Source organism: Bifidobacterium sp. ESL0764 (genome assembly GCF_029395515.1).
Taxonomy (GTDB): domain Bacteria; phylum Actinomycetota; class Actinomycetes; order Actinomycetales; family Bifidobacteriaceae; genus Bifidobacterium.
On record NZ_CP113919.1, the window covers coordinates 1,231,684 to 1,251,848 of the forward strand.

A 20,165-nucleotide genomic window follows, 5' to 3' on the forward strand; every position below is an offset into this window, starting at 1 on the left:
ATGGTTGGCCGCTGTCGCATCCGGCGACAGGCTGTGTCAGTGCCTCAGCATGGGGCCGAGATACTTGCCGGTCCAGCTCTTTTCGCATTTGGCCACATGTTCCGGCGTGCCCTGGGTGACGATGGTGCCGCCGCCGTCGCCGCCTTCGGGTCCGAGATCGATGATCCAGTCGGCGCATTTGACCACGTCGAGGTTGTGCTCGATGACGATGACCGTGTTGCCTTTGTCAACCAGACCTTGCAGGACCTGCAGCAGCTTGCGCACGTCCTCGAAATGCAGACCGGTGGTCGGTTCGTCGAGGATATAGACCGTACGGCCGGTGGAACGGCGCTGCAATTCGGTAGCGAGCTTGACGCGCTGCGATTCACCGCCGGAAAGCGTGGTGGCGGGCTGGCCCAGGCGGATATAGCCCAGGCCGACGTCGACCAAGGTGTCGAGATAGCGGGAGATGCCGGTATACGCCTTGAAGAAATCGGCCGCCTCTGAGATGGGCATGTTGAGCACGTCGGCGACGGATTTGCCGTTGTATTTCACTTCGAGGGTTTCGCGGTTATAACGTTGGCCGTGGCATTCCTCGCATTGCACGTAGACGTCGGGCAGAAAATTCATTTCGATCTTGATGGTGCCGTCGCCATGGCACGCCTCACAGCGACCGCCTTTGACATTGAACGAGAACCGTCCTGGGCCATAACCGCGGACCTGCGCCTCTGGGGTCTTGGCGAAGAGCTGGCGGATCTTGTCCCATACACCCGTATAGGTGGCCGGGTTGCTGCGCGGCGTGCGGCCGATCGGGTTCTGGTCGACGTGGATGACCTTGTCGCACTGCTCGATGCCTTCGACGCGCGTGTGCTTGCCCGGCACGATGCGTGCGCCGTTGAGCTTGTCGGCCAACGAGGGATACAGGATCGAATTGATCAACGTCGACTTGCCGGAACCGGAGACTCCGGTGATGCAGGTCATCACGCCAAGAGGAATGGCTACATTGATGTTTTTGAGGTTGTTCTCACGCGCGCCGACAACCTTGAGCTGTCGATTCCTATCGGTTTTGCGACGTTTCTTCGGCACCTCGATCTCGCGTCTGCCGGCTATATAGTCGCCGGTGATGGAGCGCGGGGCGTCGATGACATGGGCAGCAGGCCCTGAATAGACGACTTCCCCGCCCTTCTCGCCGGCTCCGGGGCCGATGTCCACCAGCCAGTCGGCCTTTTCGATGGTCTCCTGATCATGCTCTACGACAATCAGCGTATTGCCGAGGTCGCGCAGGTGATGCAATGTCTTGATCAGTCGTTCGTTGTCGCGCTGATGCAGGCCGATGGAGGGTTCGTCGAGCACGTACATGACGCCGACCAATCCGCTGCCGATCTGCGTGGCGAGCCTGATGCGCTGCGCCTCTCCGCCGGAAAGCGTTTTGGCGGCACGCGAAAGGGTCAGATAGTTGAGCCCGACATCGTTCATGAACCCGAGACGCGCACGAATCTCCTTCAAGACCTCACCGGCAATGACGGCCGCCGAGCCCTCAAGACGAAGCGAGCGAACCCATTTGAGGCTGCGTTCGACCGGCATATCGCAGACGTCGGCAATGGACTTGCCGTCGACGGTGACCGACAGCACTTCCGGACGCAGACGCTTGCCCTGGCAGGTCTGGCACGGCACCTCACGCATATAGGACTCGTAATACAGCTTCATCTGATCGGAGTCCGTTTCGTCATGGCGACGCATGAGCGTACGCACCACGCCTTCGAAACCGGTGCTGTATTCGCGCAGACGCCCCCAACGGTTGCGGTAGGAGACCTTGACCTTGAAATCATGGCCGTACATGATGGCATGCTGAATCTTCTTGGGCAGGTCTTTCCAAGGGGTGTCGAGGCTGAAGCCCATCTCCTCGGCAAGACCTTCGAGGACGTGACGATAGTATTCGCCGGTGCCCTTGGTCATGCCCCACGGTTCGATGGCGTTCTCGTTAAGCGATTTGCTCGGATCGGGAATGACCAGTTCAGGATCGATCTCCAATTTGTAGCCGATGCCGTCGCATTCCGGGCAGGCGCCATACGGGGCGTTGAAGGAGAAGGTGCGCGGCTCGATCTCGTCAAGCTCAAGCTGATGGCCGTTCGGGCAGGAACGCTTCTCGCTGAACGGCTCGCGACGATTCGGATCCTTTTCGTCCAGATCGACGTAATCGATGACCACGATGCCTTTGGCCAGTCTCAGCGCGGTTTCTATGGAATCGGTGAGACGCTGGCGGATGCCGTCCTTGATGACCAGACGGTCGACCACGACTTCGATGGTGTGCTTCTTCTGCTTGGTCAGCTTGATGTCGTCGGAAAGCTGACGCATCTCGCCATCGATCAACGCACGCGAGTAACCGTCGCCACGCAACAGCTCAAGCAGGTCTTCAAATTCGCCCTTGCGGCCGCGTACGACCGGTGCCAGAATCTGGAAACGCGTCCGTTCCGGCTTTTTCATCAACGTATCGACCATCTGCTGCGGAGTCTGAGCGCTCACAACTTCGCCACAGACCGGGCAGTGCGGAATGCCGGTTCGGGAAAACAGCAGGCGCAGGTAATCGTAGATCTCGGTGATAGTACCGACGGTGGAACGCGGGTTGCGGTTCGTGGTCTTCTGATCGATGGAAACGGCCGGGCTCAGGCCCTCGATAAAATCGACGTCCGGCTTGTCCATCTGCCCCAGGAACTGGCGGGCGTAGGCGCTGAGCGATTCCACATAACGGCGCTGGCCTTCGGCAAACAACGTATCGAACGCCAACGAGGACTTGCCGGAGCCGGAAAGCCCGGTGAACACCACCATACGGCTGCGCGGGATGGCGAGGTCGACGTTCTTCAGGTTGTGCTCGCGAGCGCCCTGGATCGTGATCTTCAGATCGCTGGGAATGTGCGAGATATCCGCCACGAGCGAATTCCCGGTCTTCTTGAGTGGCGCCTTCGCTATTTCCTGGGACAGGAACGAGTCGCTGTCCATCAGCTTTTGCGCTACAACGCTTGCCGACGAATTGTCGGTTTCCCCTGATTGATGCGCCGTTGATGCTGTTGCCAATGCTTACCTCCGCTTGATGCCGAATGCTCCACTTTAGATTAACCCATCATAGTGGACGGTTCGAACAATTGTTCGACTATCTATGAAGTCGGTTCGATCCCCGATATATCCTCAGATGCCAGAAGGTGCAATAAAGCGGTATTTTCATGACTCGTTATCGACAATCCACGTTTACGCCGTTATCTCGATTACACCATATCGCCTTTTCTCTTCATGAAAAGCATACGTGTCGCTATGATGGCATGTTGGTATATTTCGCCGTAATTCGGTAACAGCAACAGGACAGGTAATAAGGTATGGCAATCGAGGCGCAAGGGCTGGAAATTCAGATCGGGGCACGGACGCTGCTCAATCCCACTGATTTTCACGTGAGCAAAGGCGACAAGATCGGCTTGGTCGGGCGTAACGGCGCCGGCAAGACCACCCTCACGCGCACCATCACCGGCGACCTGCTGCCCACGGCCGGCAAGGTACGCGTTTCCGGCAAGCTCGGCTACCTGCCGCAGGACACCCACGCCGACGACCCCGAGCAGAGCGCGCTCGACCGGATGATGAGCGCGCGCGACATCGCCAGCATCATCAAACGTATGCGCAAGGCCGAAAAGGAAATGACCAACGAGAACCCGAAGGTCATTCAAAAGGCGATGGACAAGTACGACAAGGCCATGCAGGCGTTCGACAAGGCCGGCGGCTACGCAGCGCAGTCCGAGGCGATCTCGATGGCCGCGAGCCTGGGACTTCCCAACGAGACGATGCAACAGCCGATCGGCACGCTTTCCGGCGGTCAGAAGCGGCGCATCGAGCTGGCCCGTATCCTGTTCTCTGACGCCGACACCTTGATTCTCGACGAACCGACCAACCATTTGGACGCCGATTCCATCGAATGGCTGCGCGGCTATCTCAAGCGTTTCGAGGGCGGGTTCCTCGTCATCTCCCATTCCACGGAACTGCTGGACGAGGTGGTGAACAAAGTCTGGCATCTGGACGCGCAGACCGCACAGATCGATATGTATTCGCTGAGTTGGAAGGCCTATTTGAAGCAACGTGTGGTGGACGAGGAGCGTCGCCGCCGCGAGCGCGAGGTGGCCGAGAAAAAGGCCGCACGCCTGATGAAGCAGGGAATCCGTTTGCACGCCAAGGCCACCAAGGCCGTCGCCGCGCAGAACATGATGCGTCGCGCCGAACGGCTTTTGAGCGAGACCAGCGAGGCGGAACGGCAGGAGAAGGTCGCCGACATCCGCTTCCCCGAACCTGCCCCTTGCGGCAAGACGCCGATCATGGCGAAGGAGATCTCCAAGGCCTTCGGCTCCAACATCGTCTTCACCGGCATCGACCTGGCCATTGACAAGGGCTCGCGCGTGGTCATTCTGGGTTACAACGGCGCCGGCAAGACCACGACGCTGCGTATCCTGGCCGGCGAGGACAAGCCCGACACCGGCGAGGTCGTCTACGGCCACGGCTGCAAGATCGGCTATTTCGCCCAGGAGCACGACACTCTGGAAATGGACGCGACCGTGCTCGAGAACCTGCAGCACGTCGCCCCCGACCTTGACGACACCCACGCCCGTTCCATCCTCGGCAGCTTCCTCTTCTCCGGCGACGACGCGTTCAAGCCGGCCAGGGTGCTTTCCGGCGGCGAACAGACCAGACTTGCCCTGGCCACGTTGGTGACCTCGCGCGCCAATGTGCTGCTCTTGGACGAGCCGACCAACAACCTCGACCCGGTTTCGCGCGACGAGATCCTCAAGGCCATCGCCAAGTACGAGGGCGCCATCATCCTCGTGACCCACGACGAGGGTGCGGTCAAGGCGCTCAACCCCGAGCGGGTGCTGCTGATGCCCGACGGCGACGAGGACCTGTGGAGCGACGATTATCTGGATCTGGTGGCCGAGGAGTAGGTATCGTGGCCAAGCTGGGGTAACATCGAACCAGACATGGGCGGACACAGGAGGTCGGCGATGGACGAGGTAACGATGACGGAACTGATGCGCAAATCGATGCTGCAACGGCGGGCCTACAGTGTCGAAACGGTACGAGGCATGGAAAAGCCCCTACTGGATCGAGGCGTTCCGCTGATGCGTATGGCCGCCTCGGCTGCCGCAAGGGTCACCGCCGAACTGCTTGACGACCATGATATCGACATTGACGAAGCGAAAGTCGTGCTGCTGGCCGGTGCCGGAGATAACGGTGGTGACGGCCTGTTCGCGGCTGCGCAGCTGGCTCGCTCAGGTGCCCAGGTCACCGCAATCGCGGTCGGTAAATCACTGCATTTGCAAGGACTGCTGGCCTTCACCCGCAGCGGCGGAAGGCTGCTGATCATCAATCCGGAAGCGGATATTCCAGGGGTTTCCTCCGGTTTTGGCGCAGGCGAGGCCGGAGAACGGCTGCAAGCGGCAATCGAACTGGCACGGCAGGCCGACGTCGTGCTTGACGCCATGACCGGTATCGGCGTGCACGGCGCTCTGCGCGGGCCTGCCGCAACGATGGCGAGCATGCTTCATCCCGCCCGCGAGGATGGTACAGATCCGGAGAAACCGCCGTTCGTCGCTGATACCGAACAGGAACAGAGGCCGCTTGTGGTCGCCATCGATACGCCTTCAGGAATCGGCGTCGACGATGGAACCCTGCCTGGCAGCTATATTCCCGCTGACGTCACGGTGATGTTCGGCGCGATGAAACCCTGTGCGATGCTGCCTCCTGCAAGTTTCGCCTGCGGACGCGTCATGTTGGTCGATTTCGGCTTCGACATCACACACGCCGTTCCGGCCGTCTCTTCGATCGACGGCACAGCCGGCAGGATGATACGGCTGCCGCAACCGTTCGATTCCAAATATTCGCGCGGCGTGGTCGGCCTGATCACCGGTTCGGCGAAATACCCGGGCGCGGCCGTTCTGAGCTCCGGCGCGGCCGTCCGTTCCAATATCGGCATGGTACGTTATCTGGGACCGGTCAACGCGTCGGATATGGTGCTGCGCAATACGCCGGAAATCGTCATCGGCAAAGGTCGCGTCGAAGCTTGGGCCGTCGGCTCAGGCGTCCCGACAGGCGAAGCCGCGAATAATACCGCCATCCGCAATTCTGGCAGGCACGGCATTACCGCCTCCGACGGCCAGCGCGAAGCCATCGCCGCGCTGCTCAAGCATTACGCATTGCCGGATGAACACGCTTGTGCAACCGCGGAAGAGACCGAAATTCCGGTCCACGATCTGGACAAAGAGGCAACGTCCCAGGTTTCACAACGGACCGGAACCGTTCGGGACAACGCCAATCCGGATGCCGATGTCGAACGCGAACCGTGGACCATGCCGCCGATCTGCGTCGACGCCGGCGCACTCGACCTGCTGCCGAAGCGCGTGCCGCCGCATGTCGTCATCACCCCACACGCCGCCGAACTCGCCGCATTGCTGCGTCTTCGTGGCGAAAACGTGGACACCGCATCCATCATCGCGCAACCCTGGCACTGGGCGAAACGGGCCCACGAACTGACCGGCGCGACCGTGCTGCTCAAAGGCGCGGTGACCGTCGTCGTCGGCGATTCCAATGTGGCCGGGCTGCCGACCGACACCGAAACAGGACCAGAAAACGCCGATGGCACGCGCAAGATGACCACAACGTTCATCTCCGGCAGTGGCCCGGCATGGCTGGCAACCGCCGGGGCCGGTGACGTCCTGACCGGCGTGATGGCGGGAATGCTCGCCCAGCAAGGCGATGGCGAGCTGCAGCACGACCCGAGCCTCGACGTCATGACCGCTGCCAGCGCCAGCTATATCCACGGTTACGCTGCAAGCCTCGCCTCGGATTCCGACCAGCACGGCTGGGAACCGCCCGAAATCTTCAACGAGGACGGCACCATCACACCGGATGGCAAACCGGGACACCCGATCGTGGCGACCGATGTCATCGCGGCACTGCCCCAGGCGTTCGAGGAATTGCTGCAGGACTAGATATCGACGGCTTCGCGCGGCCGGTTTCACCTTTATAGCGCGATAATCAAAACGAGAGAGCATAAGAAAGAAAAAAGAAATGATGACCAAGCCGGAAAACAACGAAGCCGACAATCACAGCGCCGCAATCCACGATGTCATGTTCGATTTCTGCGGAGTACTGCTCGAACTGAACTACCGCCCGTGCTTCGAAGGACATTTCCCTGAAGCCATCATCGACCAGGTTTGCTCGGACAGGGACGTCTATGGTTTCTTCGCCGCCGAGGCGCGTATGGACGCCGGCGAGGACTTCGCGGTGGTCATCAAGGACGTCGAAAAGGAATACGGCGACAAGGCGGCCACGATGTTCCGCTACTATATCGAGCATTACGACGATGCCCTGCCGAAAACGATCGACGGAATGGAAATGCTGCTGAATGACCTGCGGAAGGCCGGCTATGGCGTGTGGGGCTTGACGAACTGGTCGGCCGAGACCTTCCATTTCGCCTTCGAAAAATTCCCGCAACTTGAAAACCTGCTGCAGGGCACGGTGGTTTCCGGCGTCGAAAAGATGCACAAGCCGAACGCCGATATCTTCAACCTTGCCTTGACCCGTTTCGGCCTCAACGCCGCACGGACCGTGTTCTTCGACGATACGCAAGCCAATGTGGACGGTGCGAAAGCCGTTGGTATCAAGGGAATTCACTTCAGCGACGCAACCCAAGCCCGAAAAGCGCTGCAGGGCTTGGGCGTGAACATCTGAAGACAGCCGCAGCATTGGCCAACCGCAGATACATGGTCGTCCAAACCCAATCGTCTGCCGACGGACGCAAATCCAATAGCCGCATCCAGCAAACTTGGAACCTTCGCTGCCCTGACAAATGTTCCAAATGCTCGAATGTGACGATCAAGTTGTTATCAATTTACAATAATATTTTACTGAAGATAGTTATAAGCCAGCGCCACTGATACACGCATTGTTATAAACTGCTGCTATGACACTGCTGCAGCTGAAATATATCGTCAAAATCGTGGAATGCGGCTCGATGAACGAGGCCTCCCACGAGCTCTACGTCTCCCAGCCCGCGCTGAGCTCGTCGGTCAAGGAGCTCGAGCACGAGATGGGCATCGAGATCTTCACCCGCTCTTCGCAGGGCATCGCGCTGACGGTCGACGGCGCGGAATTCCTCACCTACGCCCGCCAGGTGCTCGACCAGACCGAGCTGATGGAGGAACGCTACAAGCACGCCAAGCCGCGCAAGCAGCTCTGCTCGGTCTCCACGCAGCATTATATGTTCGCCGTCGAGGCGTTCGTAGAGATGATCAATTCGATCGAATCCGACGAATACGAGTTCACGCTGCGCGAGACCCGCACGCGTGACATCATCGATTCCGTCGCCAACATGCTTTCCGAAATCGGCATCCTCTACCTCTCCGACTTCAACAAGGACGTCATCGGCAAGCTGCTGCGCGGCAAGCACCTCGAGTTCCATCCGCTCTTCCGCGCCGGCCTGCACGTCTTCATCTCACGCGACAATCCTCTCGCGTCCAAGGAAAAAGTGACGATGGACGACCTCAAACCGTACCCGTTCATCCAGTACGAGCAGGGCGAGGAAGGCAGCTTCTACTTCGCCGAGGAGGCGGTCTGGCCCAAGGACTCCCCCAAACTCATCACCGTCACCGACCGCGCCACGATCCTCAACTTCATCATCGGGCTCAACGGCTACACCATCTGCACCGGCATCGACAACGGCGACCTCAACAACGAGAAGATCGTCACCGTCCCACTCGACACCGACGAGACCATGCTGGTCGGCTGGATCACCAACGAGCGCGCCAACCTCTCCAAAGCCGCCGAAAGCTACCTCGCCAAACTCAAGTCCGTCATCGCCAGCCACGGCTATACGCTCATCGAATAGCCTGAACGATGCCGGCAATCGTTACGTTTTCATACGGTTGCCGGCATTGTTCCATACGAGCCACAGCTTTCAGACCTGCACGAAGTCGGTCTTTACTGGCCTTTGATCGGTCCGCCGACGTTTCCGTATTTCCTGCCTGCGTAAACGCCGTAGATTGAGACCGCGACAAGGATGACCAGCACGATGGCAAGAATGGCGTAGAGGTTCACCACGTCGTAGGTGTGCAGGGCCAGCCCGAAGACCACCAAGATCACGCCGCCGAGGATGAACATGAACCCGCCGAAACGCTGGCAACGACGCCACGATTCACGGCTTTTGAAGGCTCCCGGCACACGGACACCACTCCATCGATTCATCCTGGTGTTCGGCATGACGTTGCCGACGACGATGAACACCAGACCGGTGACGACGTTCAGGATCGCCTCCAGGGGTATGACCGATCCACCGCGCCCTTTGCCGAACGCGTCGGCGATGAACCACACATTGAGAACGTTGAGTACCACGAACATGCAGCATCCTCCGATAATCCACACGCGCACCGTCGTCTTAGCGCTCATGCCGGCATTCGACTGCTTGCGAGCGGAACGTTCGACAGGAATCTCGCAGACCAGCCAGACCAAGCAGACCAGCAACGTGAACAACGGGAAGAAGAGCCAGTCGCCCTTGCCGCCCCAGCTGTCGAGCTCACCGTGCGCATTGTAGTGCATGGGCACGCGATCGGGCATATACGGCAATGCCAGCAGGTAGACAATCAGCGGCAGCAGCCCTAAAAGCACCATCGCGATGTTCCAGTTTTTCGCACCGACGATCACGGCTTTCCAGTCTCGTCCTTCGCTGCCATCGGATCCGCTGTTCGCGCGTCTTTGGACTTCGGAATCATCGGCCTTCGTTGGTTCCGCTGCCGGTTTCTTTTCTTCTTCAATATTGTCGTTCATCATCATTTCTCTTGCTTTTCGCCATTGCCGTCTTCCACTATGCCAGCCACCGTCTGACGGTTTGCGGATACGGACGTATTCGCATCTGCCTGTTTCGCGTTATATCGCGAGGCGGAGGAAATTTCCCCGTCACGCTGTAACTCCTTCAACCAGACGATGGTGTCGTCGAGCACGGTCAGATTTGGCTCGTACCAGATCGTCGTGCCCTCGCGGCTGTCCGTCACCAGCTCGGCCTCGCGCAGCTTCTTGAGATGGTACGAAAGCCTTGACGCCGACAATCCCGTGGCCTGCACGAGTTCTCCGGCGTTCATCACTCTGCGCCGCAGCAACTGCAGAATCTCGCGCCGCGCCGGGTCCGCGAGCGCCGACAACGTGGTCTGCACACCCATGGTGCCTCCTTCTTGCACATCCAACATCGTTATATTTCAAATAATCTTGAAATATACGATTATCGTACCGCGCTTCTCGATTTATTTCAAATTATATTGAAATAGATGTTTGCAAATTTCGGGACAAACCCACAGACTTCAGACCCATCAATATTGACAACCCTTAATCACCGATGTACAGTTTCTTTTACATAGTAAAGTTTGCTTTACTGCAAAAGCAGTGGTCAAATCCACCAAACAATATCTGCAACGGAGAAATCACATGACTGTCAAGCATCAAACAGACAACGGCGAATTCGGCGATTTGCCGAAGATTGCGCCAGAGAAGCCAACCACAAACCTACGGTCTTCGCATAACGAGACGAGCTCCTTCGGCACGAAAACCATTTTCGGCGGCGGCAAAGTTGCGCTTTGGAGTATGAGCATTGGCATGGGATGCGTCATCGGCATCGCTGTGGCCACAGCCATCGAGCTATTGGCCAGCGGCTCGGTCCACGACCGGACGGAACTGGCCATCGCTGAAGGAATCTGCTCGTTCTTGGTAGCCGCTGGTCTAACATGGATTATTCTGGTGGACAAGAGAACGTTGAAAGGCTACGACCAGCACCAGGAAGAAAGCGTCGAGAACTCCTGGATTCAGCGGTCTGCAGTTTACGGATTCGACGGCATCTTACTCGCCAATGCCGTGTTGAGCGTGGTACTCACTTTCCGCGACAAACCAATCGGCAGCACGGTGGCTCAATACTGCCTCGGCGGATGTGTGCTGATCGGAATACTTTCTTGGGGCATCGGCTATCTGGTACTTTACATCAAGGGCACTCGATGAGAAATCGTCTTACACAACTGCGAACCGAAAAAGGTCTGTCGCAGGCGGCGCTCGCCGAACTTGCCAGCGTAAGCCGTCAGACCATCATCTCCATCGAAAAGGGCCGCTTTGACCCGTCTCTGCCACTGGCGTTCCGTCTCGCCTCGATCTTCGGCTGCACCATCGAGGACATCTTTGATCCGGAATCAGAAGAATAACGAAATAACCTGTCTATTCTTTTGAATACAAATCTGCCTGATGAATAACCAAGCGTGAAACATACATCCGCTTCGCTATCCATCAGGCAGTTTTACTTATCAGCGACCTTCTCAGTTTTTCTTCGACGCGTAGATGACGTTGTCGATGAGATCCTTGTAGCGCTCGGTGATGACCTGGCGCTTGGCCTTGAGGCTCGGGGTGAGCATGCCGTTGGCCTCAGTGAACTCGTCAGGGACGATCTCGAACTTGCGGATGGATTCGGCGCGCGAGACCAGCTCGTTGGCCTTGTTGACGGCACGCTCAACCTCGGCGCGCACGATCGGGTTCTCGCTGGCTTCCTTCAGATCATTGACCGGTTCGGCGCCTTCGGAGACGAGCCAGCCGTTCGCGTCCTGCAGGTCTATCGAGATGATCGCGGCGATGAACGGCTTGCGGTCGCCGACCATGACACACTGGCTGACCACCGGCGAGGTCATGACGGCGGTCTCCACCTCGGCGGGCGAGACGTTCTTGCCGCCGGCGGTGATGATGATGTCCTTCTTGCGGCCGGTCAGCGTAACGAATCCATCGGAATCAAGCGAGCCGAGATCGCCGGTATGAAGCCATCCGTCGACGATCTGCTCAGCGGTGATCTCGGGATGGTTGTGATAGCCGACGCACACCGCACGGCTCTTGATGCACAGCTCCCCCGTATCGCTCACGCCGACGGTCACACCCTGCAGCGGGATGCCCACGGTGCCGATCTTGTAGCCTTTGGTGGGGTTGACCATCGCGGGCGCGCAGGTTTCGGTCATGCCGTAGCCTTCGAGCAGCGGCAGGCCGACGCCGTTGAAGAAGTGGGCAATGGTCGCGTTGAGCGGGGCGCCGCCGGAGACCGCGTATTCGACACGGCCGCCGAAAATCTGCATGATGGTGGCATAGACCAGCTTGTTGTAGATGGCGTGACGCATACGCAACGCGTGTGGAATCGGTTGTCCGGACTGCTGGGCCTTCGACCAGGCGACGGCCGTCTCGGTGGCGTGGGAGAAGATGCGGCCGGCGGCACCGGAGCCGGCCTTCTGCGAGGCGGCGTTGTAGATCTTCTCGAAAATACGCGGCACCGCGAGGATAAATGTCGGCTTGAACGTGCGGAAATCTGCCAAGATAGTCTTGAAATTGCTGGAAAGCCCCAGAGTAACCGTTCCCGCAAAGCAGACCAGCTGCATGAACCTGGCGAAGACGTGCGCCAGCGGCAGGAACAGCAGCAGCCTGCGGCCCGGCTTGCCCAGGATGTCGCCCATGGATTGAACGCCGGAGATGGTGATGAACACGAAATTCGAATGGGTCAGTTCGATGCCCTTCGGTGTTCCCGTAGAGCCGGACGTATAGACGATAGTGGCCAGATCACTGCCTTTGACCGCCTGTTCACGTTGCCAGAACTCTTCGTCGGTGACGTTCTGACCGAACTTTTCGATGGTTTCGATGGCACCGGCGGCGATGACATAGACGTCTTTGAGGTCGGCGCAGGAATCGCGCACGGCATCGATCTTGTCGCGCTGCCCGTCGTCTTCGGCGAAGGCCATCCTGACGTTGGAATCGTTGAAGATCATCTGCACCTGGGCGGGCGAATTGGTCTCGTAGACGGGAACCGTGAGCGCGCCGATGGACATGATGGCCATGTCAAGCGCCGTCCACTGCCAGGAAGTGTGGGCGATGATGGCCACACAATCCCCCGGTTTGACGCCGCGCGCGATCAGGCCTTTGGCAAGCGCGATGACCTTATCCCGAAATTGCGTCGCCGTGAAGGACTTCCACTTGCCGTCACCGCCTACGTACTCGACCAGTGACTCATCCGGCGTACGCTTGGCACGGTCGTCAAGCAGCGTGAAGATGTTCCGGTCACTTTCGATCGGACGGACCAACGGCTGTGTATATTCCTGCTGCATACGGCTCCCTTGTTGACGTAATACTAGTTAAAACTTTACCCCCAGCTCAAGAAATCAGCGTCAAGAAGCACATTTGACCAAATAAGTTAACGTTTGATGTCATGCACCATATTGGGCCAAATATGCATCTGCACGCTCCTTGATATCGGTATCGAGCAGCGGGTTGCCGTCGGTGGTGACCATGCGCGAGGCGGCGGCGAAGATCTCGCGCACGTTGGCGATGGAGAGGACCGGGAAGCCGAACTCCTGCTCGACCGACTTGACGGCGGACATGTCGGAGTCCTTGGTCTTTTCCATGCGGTCGACGGAAAGCACCAAGCCCACGATGTCAACATCGGCCGCGGACTTGAGTTTCGGGACGACCTCGCGCACGGCGGTGCCGGCGGTCATCACATCGTCGACCAGCAGGACCTTCATACTGTCTTCAAGCGGCGTGCCGACGAGGATGCCGCCGTCGCCGTGGTCCTTCTTTTCCTTGCGGTCGAAGGTGTAGCCGACCTCCATGCCATGCATACTGGTGAGAGCGATGGATGTGGAGACCGCCAGCGGGATGCCCTTGTAGGCTGGGCCGAAAATCGTGGCGATATCGCTCGGCAGGGTGCCGTCGGCGATGGCCGAGGTGATCTTTTCGGCGTAGAACGCACCCAACGTGGCGATCTTGCGGCCGTTGTTGAAGGCACCGGCGTTGATGAAGTACGGTGACCGTCTGCCAGATTTCAGCGTGAAGTCGCCGAATTTCAACGCTCCCGATTGCAAGAGGAACTCGGTGAAACGTTCGTCTATCGGAGTCATCGCGCGGTTTGTCGGATTCTGTTTTTGTTGCTTGTTATTGCTGTCGGCCATGTTCCTAACCTTTCATACCAATAAAAATCTTAAAAATATCTACTGTCTGGATGACATCACCAAGTCTGGCCTTTGGCCAGTTTCGCGGCCAGTTCCGGACGGGAGTCGAGCAGATCGTCGAGCTCACGAGCCACGCGCATCGGGGCGGTCGGGTCGACCAACGCAGCGGCTCCGACCTCGACGGCGTTCGCACCGGCGTAGAGGTATTCCAACGCCTTCTCCCCCGAATCGATGCCGCCGATGCCGATGATCGGGATGCCGGGGATGGCCTGACGCACGCGCCAGACGAAACTCAGGGCGATCGGGAAGATGGCCGGCCCGGAGACACCGCCGGTACGGTTGGCAAGAATCGGCTTGCCGGTGTTGATGTCGATACGCATGCCGACCAGTGTGTTGATGAGGCTCAGCGCGTCCGCCCCAGCATCCACCGCCGCATGGGCGACTTCGACGATGTCGGTGACGTTCGGGGAAAGCTTGACGGTCATCGGCTTGCTGGTCAACGCCCGCAAATGCTTGATAAGGCGGCTCAGCGCAACCGGATCAGTGCCAACGCTCATGCCACCGTGGCTCACGTTCGGGCAGCTGACGTTGATTTCGAGCATGTCGGCCTGGGAATCGGCGAGTTTGGCAACCACCTGTGCGTAGTCCTCATCGCTGTGTCCGGCGACATTGGTGATGACCATAGCACCGAGTTTCTTGAGCCGTGGCAGTTCGTCGGTCAGATAATGGTCAACACCGGGATTCTGCAGGCCGACCGAGTTGACCATGCTGGACGGGCCTTCGGCGGTACGCGGTCCGGGATTGCCCTCCCACGGCACCGGCGAGACGCCCTTGGTGCAGATGGCGCCCATCTGACTCACATCGTAGTAGTCGCCGCAGGCGTCGAGTTGGAACGTGCCCGAGGCCGTGCCGACCGGGTTCTTCCATTCGGTTCCAGCGACGATGGTCTTGTGCCGCCATTCGTGGGGTTCGAGAACGTTCATTGCCTTGTCCTGTTGCGTTTGCTCGTTCATCGCAGCGTTTCCTTCATTCGTCGTATTCGTCATTGCACTCACGCCTCCCAGCCCAATTGTTTGGTAGTAAAGACGGGCCCGTCCTTGCAGACCTTAAGCCTTCCTTGCGGTGTATCGACCACGCAGGCCACACACGCGCCATAACCGCATCCCATGCGGGCTTCCAGGCTGAACTGTGAGGGAATGCTGCGCTTGCTGGCCCAAGCCGCGACAGCCTTCATCATGGGTGTCGGCCCGCAGGAAAGGATGATCGGTTTTTGGCTGCCGTGGCCCAATTCGTCTTCGATATCATTCAGTAAATCGACGACGTTACCCTCGGCGTTGGTGATGCTATGCGTCGCATCGGCATACGGCCTGACCAGGCCGTCGGCGAAACGCGCGTCTCGATAGCCGAAAACCGAGGTGACCTGTGTGCCGTCGTCACGTTCGCTGAGCCGTTGCGCGGCGTAGAGCAACGGCGGCACTCCCAGACCTCCGCCGACAAGCACGTAGTTCGCAGTCTTTCCAGTATCGAACGGGTTGCCAAGCGGGCCGAGGACATCGACGGTGTCGCCGGCCGTAAGCCCTGAAAACTCTTGCGTTCCAGCGCCTACAATCTGGTAGATCAGCGTGACATCGTCGCCCTCGACTTTGGCCACGCCGAATGGACGGGGCAACGCCATCGTGGCATCGGCGGGATACAGGTTCACAAACTGGGCCGGCTGCACGGTTGCGGCGACGTAGGAGTCGCGGATGACCAGCTCGTAGATGCCTTCCGAGAGCATCGACGCAGCGATCACCTCGTCGGTGCGTCTGCCGGGCTTTCTTCCGGCTTCGGCCGCCTGCCGCTCGACGGTTTGCGTGGTGACCGTGGGCATGAAAGTAGTTGCGCTCATGTTTCTCCTTTTGAAATTCTTTTCGTAAGCGGATTGGGTAATTAAGATTGCAGGGCTTTTCTCAAGTCGTCGCGCATCGCAACCGCAGCAGCCCGGGCGCTTCGAGCGACCAGATCGAGCGCCTCTTGCGAGGTCATGCTTTCGCTGTACTCCCCCGACTTCTTCCATGCGCCGATGATGCCGCGCGACGAGTTGACGATGGCACCTCGTCCGCTGGAATCAAACATGCCGGCAACATCCGCCGCCGTGCCACCCTGTGCGCCGTAGCCGGGCACCAGGAAGAAGGTATGCGGCATTCGCGCGCGCAGCTCCCGTCCCTGTTCGGGATGGGTGGCACCGACCACCGCGCCGAGCCGCGAGTAGCCGTACTTGCCGATGGAATCGGCACCCCAGCCTTCCACCAGGTCGGCTACGTGTTCGTACACCCGCTCGCCGCCGGCAAGTTCGAGCTCCTGAATCTCCGCGCTCGAAGGGTTCGAGGTGCGCACCAGCGCGAAGATGTCGCCGTCCGACTGTTTGGCCGCGTCAAGAAACGGGGTCATGCCGTCGGTGCCGAAGTACGGGTTGACGGTGATGGCGTCCTCATGCCAAGGATGGCCGTTGATGTCGCCGTCCAGAGAATTGACGCCTGTCAGGTGCTTGGCGTAGGCGGCGGCCGTGGAGCCGATGTCGCCGCGCTTGATGTCACCGAGGACATACAGGCCTTGTGATTGCGCGTACTGGCAGGTCAGACGGTAGACGTCGAAGCCCACCGAGCCGTAGGCCTCGTACATCGCAATCTGGGGCTTGACGGCCGGTACGAGGTCTTTCACCGCGTCGATGATCGCGCGGTTGAAACCGTAGAAGCCGGTGACGATCTGCGCGGCCGGCGTCTCGCCCGACCAATCCATGCCATGCGTGCCGTTCTGCTCTTCCTTCGGTTCTGCGAATCCGTCCTGTGCGAGGATGACCTGCGGTGGCACCAGCGCCGGAGTCGGGTCGAGTCCGACCACGCTGGGATTGTCTTTCTGCTCGATGGCCTCAATCAGTCGGTCCATGGCCTTGGTTCCTTTCTTTCCGCGTTGTATCAGATGTTATGTTATTGGACATAACAGTTGATTTCACTGTTATGCTCGTCTATATATCAGTGCTTGGTCCCCCGCTTGCCGCTTGACTTTGCCTATATCACTGCGCTCCCAGCCTGCTGAACACCAGCTTTGAGCCGATGATGGTCGCCATGGGCCTGCCGGTGAGCTTCCATCCGTCGAACGGGGTGTTGCGTCCCTTGGAATGGAATCGGGAGGAATCGACCGTCCATTGATGACGGGTGTCAATCAAAGTCAGATCGACGGTTTCGGGATGTTCCACCCGTGATAGGTCCAGTACACGTTTCGTCGCGCACTTCGACGAGGTATTGAGCAGCATTGCAACATCCGTCGGCGTGTGGCCCATCAGGCGTTCTGGAGCCAGCGCCATCAGTTCAATCAGTCGTTCGTCGCTGATGGCACCGCCTTCGACCAGTACCTTACGACAGACTCCGTACGCGCATTCCAAACCGATGATGCCATTCGGGGCACCGGCCAGCCCGGCAGCCTTTTCCTGTGCCGTGTGCGGGGCGTGGTCGGTGGCTATCATATCGACGGTGCCGTCCGCAATCGCGGCAACCGTAGCGCGACGGTCCGCTTCACTTCTCAACGGCGGATTCATCTTGGCCATCGCGCCGTACTTGAGGATATCCTCATCACAAAGCGCCAGATAGTGCGGAGCAGTCTCGCAGGTAATCGGCAGCCCTTCGGCTTTGGCTCGGCGGACGGCGTCGAATGCACCGGCCGTAGAGACATGCTGGAAATGGATGTGGACACCCGTGCGTCGGGCGGCTTCGATATCGCGGTTGACGATCGTCAGTTCGGTTTCGGCAGGAATGCCTGCGATGCCAAGTTTTCTGCTGACCGCACCGTCGTTGATGGCACCCGTATCATGATGCTCACAATGTTCCAGCACCGGCAACCCGGTCGCTTTCGCATCGGCGAGCACCTCGTCGAGGATCGTGTCGGTGATGGCCGACCCGTCGTCGGTGATTCCACGCAGCGGATGCTGCGAAACGGCGCCGGCTACGTTCGCGGCCGTCTTAGCTATGGCATGATTATCGACCGACGATTGCCCGGTGTGGTCCATGAACCTGGCATAATCCGCCGGCCTCGTCGGTCGTTTCCCGGCACGCCCCAGCGAGGCACAGACGGAGAGGTCGTAGCGAACCGGCAGCTGTATATGGTGCAATTGCTCGTATCGTTGCAGGTAGTCAAGCGTATTGTCAACGCCGACTTCCTTGAGCTCCTCGCCGCCGTCAACAACGTCCTGGACCTCGATGTCACGTCCGTCGGCCGCGGGCAACGTGTTCGGCATGATCAGCACGCGCGTGTAGCCGCCGGCCGCTGCAGCCTCACAGCCAGAGACCATCGTCTCCTTGGCTCGCTGACCCGGATCGCGGAAATGCACATGCGGGTCGGCAAGCCCCGGCGCGACAATCAGCGACGAACCGTCGATATCTCCGGATACGACGGCGTCCGCTTCGGCAAGCAACCGCTTGGTGTCGGTTTCCGGCACGATAAGATCGATACGTTCGCCGGTGTCCCACACCGCGATGTGATGAATGGTGAGCATGTGCATTCCGTTCTATCCGTACTCTGCTTATTCGTTGGTATTCAGACCCAATCGGTCTTATGAAGTACCAGTCGGGCTTTTCGTCTGTCGTGTGTCCGGAACCCAACCAAACCGACGAATCCCGGGCTTAAGACAGCATCGTTATCGTTCCGCTTCCTCGTCGCAGTAATCGCAACGGTATTCACGTCGTTCGGCGTTGGCCAAATGGAACCGCTGTTCCAATCCCGTTTCGGTGGTGGTTACGCAGCGCGGGTTCTTACAGGAGATGACGCCGACCAGATGCTCAGGCAGTTCCGGCTTCGCCTTGTCGACGATTTCGCCGCCGCGCACGATGTTGACCGTGGCGCGCGGGGCGATGAAGCCGAGCGCGTCGAGATTGAGGTTTTCGACGTCCTCGAGCTTGATGATGTCCTTGGCTCCCAGTGCGTGGCTGCTGGCGTTCATGATGAGCGCGAGCTTAGTGGTGGTCGGGTCGACCTTGAGATAGTGCAGAACGGTGAGCGCCGTGCCCGCATCCACATGGTCGATGATGATGCCGTTGGTGATGCTTGTGACTTCCATCAGGCCAACACCTCCTTGCTTGTCTCGTAACCGGGCAGTTTGTCGCCCAAAACCGAGCTTTCCAGCGCCATGCGCATGAGCATGCCGCAGCGCACCTGCTCGAAGTAGGCGGCGCGCGGGTCGTCGTCGACTTCCTTGGCGATCTCGTTGACGCGCGGCAGCGGGTGCAGCACGGCCATCGTCGGCTTGGCGAGCTTCATCTTGGCCCCATCCAGGATGTAGGTGTCGCGCAGACGCAGGTAATCGTCCTCGTTGAAGAAACGTTCCTGCTGCACGCGGGTCATGTAGAGCACGTCAAGGTCGCCGATGGCCGCCGAAAGATCCTTGACCTCGACGTAGGAGCAGGTCGGGCTTTGGTCGATGCGGTCGAGCACATATTGCGGGGTCTTCAGCTCGTCGGGGCTGATGAGCACGAACCGAATGTTGCCGAAACGGCAAAGCGTGGAAATCAGGGAATGCACGGTGCGCCCGAAGGTCAGGTCGCCGCACAGCCCCACGGTCAGGTCGGTGACCCGCCCGAACCTCGCCTGGATGGTCGAGAGATCGGCCAGGGTCTGCGTAGGGTGCATATGTCCGCCGTCACCGGCATTGATGACCGGCACGTCCGAGGATTGCGCGGCCACGAGAGCGGCGCCTTCCTTGGGGTGGCGCATGGCGATCAGGTCGGCGTACTGCGAGACGACCTTCACCGTGTCGTGGATGGTCTCGCCTTTGGTGGCCGAGGAGAGCTGGGCGCCGGCGAAGCCGATCACCTTGCCGCCGAGCCGGAGCATCGCGGTCTCGAAGCTCAGGCGCGTGCGCGTACTCGGCTCATAAAACAAAGTGGCCAACACCCGGCCTGTGCAGGTGTTCGCCACTTCTTTTCTGTGGGAATCAATGTATTGCGCTTTGTCAAGCAATACCTGAATCTCGGAAATCGGTATATCATCCAACGTCACCACGCTGGAACCGACCAATGAACGTTTGGGAATTCCATCACCGGAATTCCTCAAGGAGACTTTCACGCCCGTCGAATCTGACAACGGCTCACCTTTCTCTTGGAAGAAGGTGGCCACTTCATGTGACCA

General features: G+C 59.2%; 17 protein-coding genes. 6 read left to right on the forward strand and 11 right to left on the reverse strand.

Going from position 1 to position 20,165, the window contains the following annotated elements; translation table 11 throughout:
* Window positions 1-36: 36 nt before the first annotated feature.
* A complete protein-coding gene (gene uvrA / locus OZX71_RS04615; protein WP_277160657.1) occupies window positions 37-2,976 on the reverse strand; it encodes an excinuclease ABC subunit UvrA in 2,940 nt (979 codons plus the stop codon).
* A gap of 371 nt (window positions 2,977-3,347) precedes the next feature.
* Between uvrA and OZX71_RS04620 the strand changes: the two genes are divergently transcribed.
* The 4 genes from OZX71_RS04620 to OZX71_RS04635 all read left to right on the forward strand — a co-directional run bounded on the left by OZX71_RS04620 (window position 3,348) and on the right by OZX71_RS04635 (window position 8,893).
* Window positions 3,348-4,949, forward strand: coding sequence for an ABC-F family ATP-binding cassette domain-containing protein (locus OZX71_RS04620; RefSeq protein ID WP_277146702.1), 1,602 nt, complete (start codon window positions 3,348-3,350; stop codon window positions 4,947-4,949).
* A gap of 60 nt (window positions 4,950-5,009) precedes the next feature.
* The gene (locus OZX71_RS04625) at window positions 5,010-6,995 is read left to right on the forward strand and encodes a bifunctional ADP-dependent NAD(P)H-hydrate dehydratase/NAD(P)H-hydrate epimerase (protein WP_277159501.1); all 1,986 of its coding nucleotides are present in this window, start codon (window positions 5,010-5,012) and stop codon (window positions 6,993-6,995) included.
* 79 nt (window positions 6,996-7,074) lie between these two features.
* The gene (locus tag OZX71_RS04630; protein WP_277159502.1) at window positions 7,075-7,737 is read left to right on the forward strand and encodes an HAD family phosphatase; all 663 of its coding nucleotides are present in this window, start codon (window positions 7,075-7,077) and stop codon (window positions 7,735-7,737) included.
* 232 nt (window positions 7,738-7,969) lie between these two features.
* Window positions 7,970-8,893, forward strand: coding sequence for a LysR family transcriptional regulator (locus tag OZX71_RS04635; RefSeq protein WP_277146699.1), 924 nt, complete (start codon window positions 7,970-7,972; stop codon window positions 8,891-8,893).
* Window positions 8,894-8,985: 92 nt separating this feature from the next.
* Here the strand turns inward: OZX71_RS04635 and OZX71_RS04640 are convergent, their stop codons facing one another.
* Window positions 8,986-9,834 (reverse strand): SdpI family protein, encoded by an 849-nt coding sequence (locus tag OZX71_RS04640; protein WP_277159503.1) that lies wholly within the window; start codon window positions 9,832-9,834, stop codon window positions 8,986-8,988.
* A complete protein-coding gene (locus OZX71_RS04645) occupies window positions 9,831-10,217 on the reverse strand; it encodes a metalloregulator ArsR/SmtB family transcription factor (protein ID WP_277159504.1) in 387 nt (128 codons plus the stop codon). The genes OZX71_RS04640 and OZX71_RS04645 overlap by 4 nt, the downstream gene beginning before the upstream one ends.
* Before the next feature lie 262 nt (window positions 10,218-10,479).
* Between OZX71_RS04645 and OZX71_RS04650 the strand changes: the two genes are divergently transcribed.
* Together OZX71_RS04650 and OZX71_RS04655 are read left to right on the forward strand one after the other, a co-directional pair.
* Window positions 10,480-11,043, forward strand: a complete 564-nt coding sequence (locus OZX71_RS04650) for a hypothetical protein (protein WP_277159505.1) — start codon at window positions 10,480-10,482, stop codon at window positions 11,041-11,043.
* A complete protein-coding gene (locus tag OZX71_RS04655; protein WP_277159506.1) occupies window positions 11,040-11,240 on the forward strand; it encodes a helix-turn-helix transcriptional regulator in 201 nt (66 codons plus the stop codon). The genes OZX71_RS04650 and OZX71_RS04655 overlap by 4 nt, the downstream gene beginning before the upstream one ends.
* Window positions 11,241-11,351: 111 nt before the next feature.
* On the opposite strand, the gene OZX71_RS04660 is transcribed toward OZX71_RS04655, so the two are convergent.
* The 8 genes from OZX71_RS04660 to pyrB form a co-directional block, all read right to left on the reverse strand.
* Entirely contained in the window at window positions 11,352-13,166 is a 1,815-nt protein-coding gene (locus tag OZX71_RS04660; protein ID WP_277159507.1) for an AMP-dependent synthetase/ligase, read from the reverse strand.
* Window positions 13,167-13,265: 99 nt separating this feature from the next.
* Complete coding sequence (pyrE, locus tag OZX71_RS04665; RefSeq protein ID WP_277160658.1) at window positions 13,266-13,958, reverse strand: orotate phosphoribosyltransferase; 693 nt, start codon at window positions 13,956-13,958, stop codon at window positions 13,266-13,268.
* 107 nt (window positions 13,959-14,065) lie between these two features.
* A complete protein-coding gene (locus OZX71_RS04670) occupies window positions 14,066-15,022 on the reverse strand; it encodes a dihydroorotate dehydrogenase (RefSeq protein WP_277159508.1) in 957 nt (318 codons plus the stop codon).
* 38 nt (window positions 15,023-15,060) lie between these two features.
* Window positions 15,061-15,879, reverse strand: a complete 819-nt coding sequence (locus OZX71_RS04675; protein WP_277160659.1) for a dihydroorotate dehydrogenase electron transfer subunit — start codon at window positions 15,877-15,879, stop codon at window positions 15,061-15,063.
* 59 nt (window positions 15,880-15,938) lie between these two features.
* On the reverse strand, window positions 15,939-16,934 hold the full coding sequence (gene pyrF, locus OZX71_RS04680; protein WP_277159509.1) for an orotidine-5'-phosphate decarboxylase: 996 nt from the start codon (window positions 16,932-16,934) through the stop codon (window positions 15,939-15,941).
* Window positions 16,935-17,061: 127 nt separating this feature from the next.
* Window positions 17,062-18,537 carry a dihydroorotase gene (locus OZX71_RS04685; RefSeq protein WP_277159510.1) on the reverse strand — a complete coding sequence of 492 codons (1,476 nt, stop codon included), beginning with the start codon at window positions 18,535-18,537 and terminating at the stop codon, window positions 17,062-17,064.
* 141 nt (window positions 18,538-18,678) lie between these two features.
* Complete coding sequence (locus tag OZX71_RS04690) at window positions 18,679-19,098, reverse strand: aspartate carbamoyltransferase regulatory subunit (protein ID WP_277159511.1); 420 nt, start codon at window positions 19,096-19,098, stop codon at window positions 18,679-18,681.
* Window positions 19,098-20,054, reverse strand: a complete 957-nt coding sequence (gene pyrB / locus OZX71_RS04695; RefSeq protein ID WP_277160660.1) for an aspartate carbamoyltransferase — start codon at window positions 20,052-20,054, stop codon at window positions 19,098-19,100. Before pyrB ends, OZX71_RS04690 begins: the two co-directional genes overlap by 1 nt.
* Window positions 20,055-20,165: the final 111 nt, after the last annotated feature.

Coding starts and splice junctions, on each gene's coding strand:
- OZX71_RS04650 (WP_277159505.1), top strand. CDS start 10,480: ATGACTGTCAAGCATCAAACAGACAACGGCGAATTCGGCGATTTGCCG.
- OZX71_RS04635 (WP_277146699.1), top strand. CDS start 7,970: ATGACACTGCTGCAGCTGAAATATATCGTCAAAATCGTGGAATGCGGC.
- pyrE (WP_277160658.1), bottom strand. CDS start 13,958: ATGACTCCGATAGACGAACGTTTCACCGAGTTCCTCTTGCAATCGGGA.
- pyrF (WP_277159509.1), bottom strand. CDS start 16,934: ATGGACCGACTGATTGAGGCCATCGAGCAGAAAGACAATCCCAGCGTG.
- OZX71_RS04620 (WP_277146702.1), top strand. CDS start 3,348: ATGGCAATCGAGGCGCAAGGGCTGGAAATTCAGATCGGGGCACGGACG.
- OZX71_RS04640 (WP_277159503.1), bottom strand. CDS start 9,834: ATGATGATGAACGACAATATTGAAGAAGAAAAGAAACCGGCAGCGGAA.
- OZX71_RS04690 (WP_277159511.1), bottom strand. CDS start 19,098: ATGGAAGTCACAAGCATCACCAACGGCATCATCATCGACCATGTGGAT.
- OZX71_RS04670 (WP_277159508.1), bottom strand. CDS start 15,022: ATGAACGAGCAAACGCAACAGGACAAGGCAATGAACGTTCTCGAACCC.
- OZX71_RS04675 (WP_277160659.1), bottom strand. CDS start 15,879: ATGCCCACGGTCACCACGCAAACCGTCGAGCGGCAGGCGGCCGAAGCC.
- OZX71_RS04655 (WP_277159506.1), top strand. CDS start 11,040: ATGAGAAATCGTCTTACACAACTGCGAACCGAAAAAGGTCTGTCGCAG.
- OZX71_RS04645 (WP_277159504.1), bottom strand. CDS start 10,217: ATGGGTGTGCAGACCACGTTGTCGGCGCTCGCGGACCCGGCGCGGCGC.
- OZX71_RS04630 (WP_277159502.1), top strand. CDS start 7,075: ATGATGACCAAGCCGGAAAACAACGAAGCCGACAATCACAGCGCCGCA.
- OZX71_RS04660 (WP_277159507.1), bottom strand. CDS start 13,166: ATGCAGCAGGAATATACACAGCCGTTGGTCCGTCCGATCGAAAGTGAC.
- uvrA (WP_277160657.1), bottom strand. CDS start 2,976: ATGGACAGCGACTCGTTCCTGTCCCAGGAAATAGCGAAGGCGCCACTC.
- OZX71_RS04625 (WP_277159501.1), top strand. CDS start 5,010: ATGGACGAGGTAACGATGACGGAACTGATGCGCAAATCGATGCTGCAA.
- OZX71_RS04685 (WP_277159510.1), bottom strand. CDS start 18,537: ATGCTCACCATTCATCACATCGCGGTGTGGGACACCGGCGAACGTATC.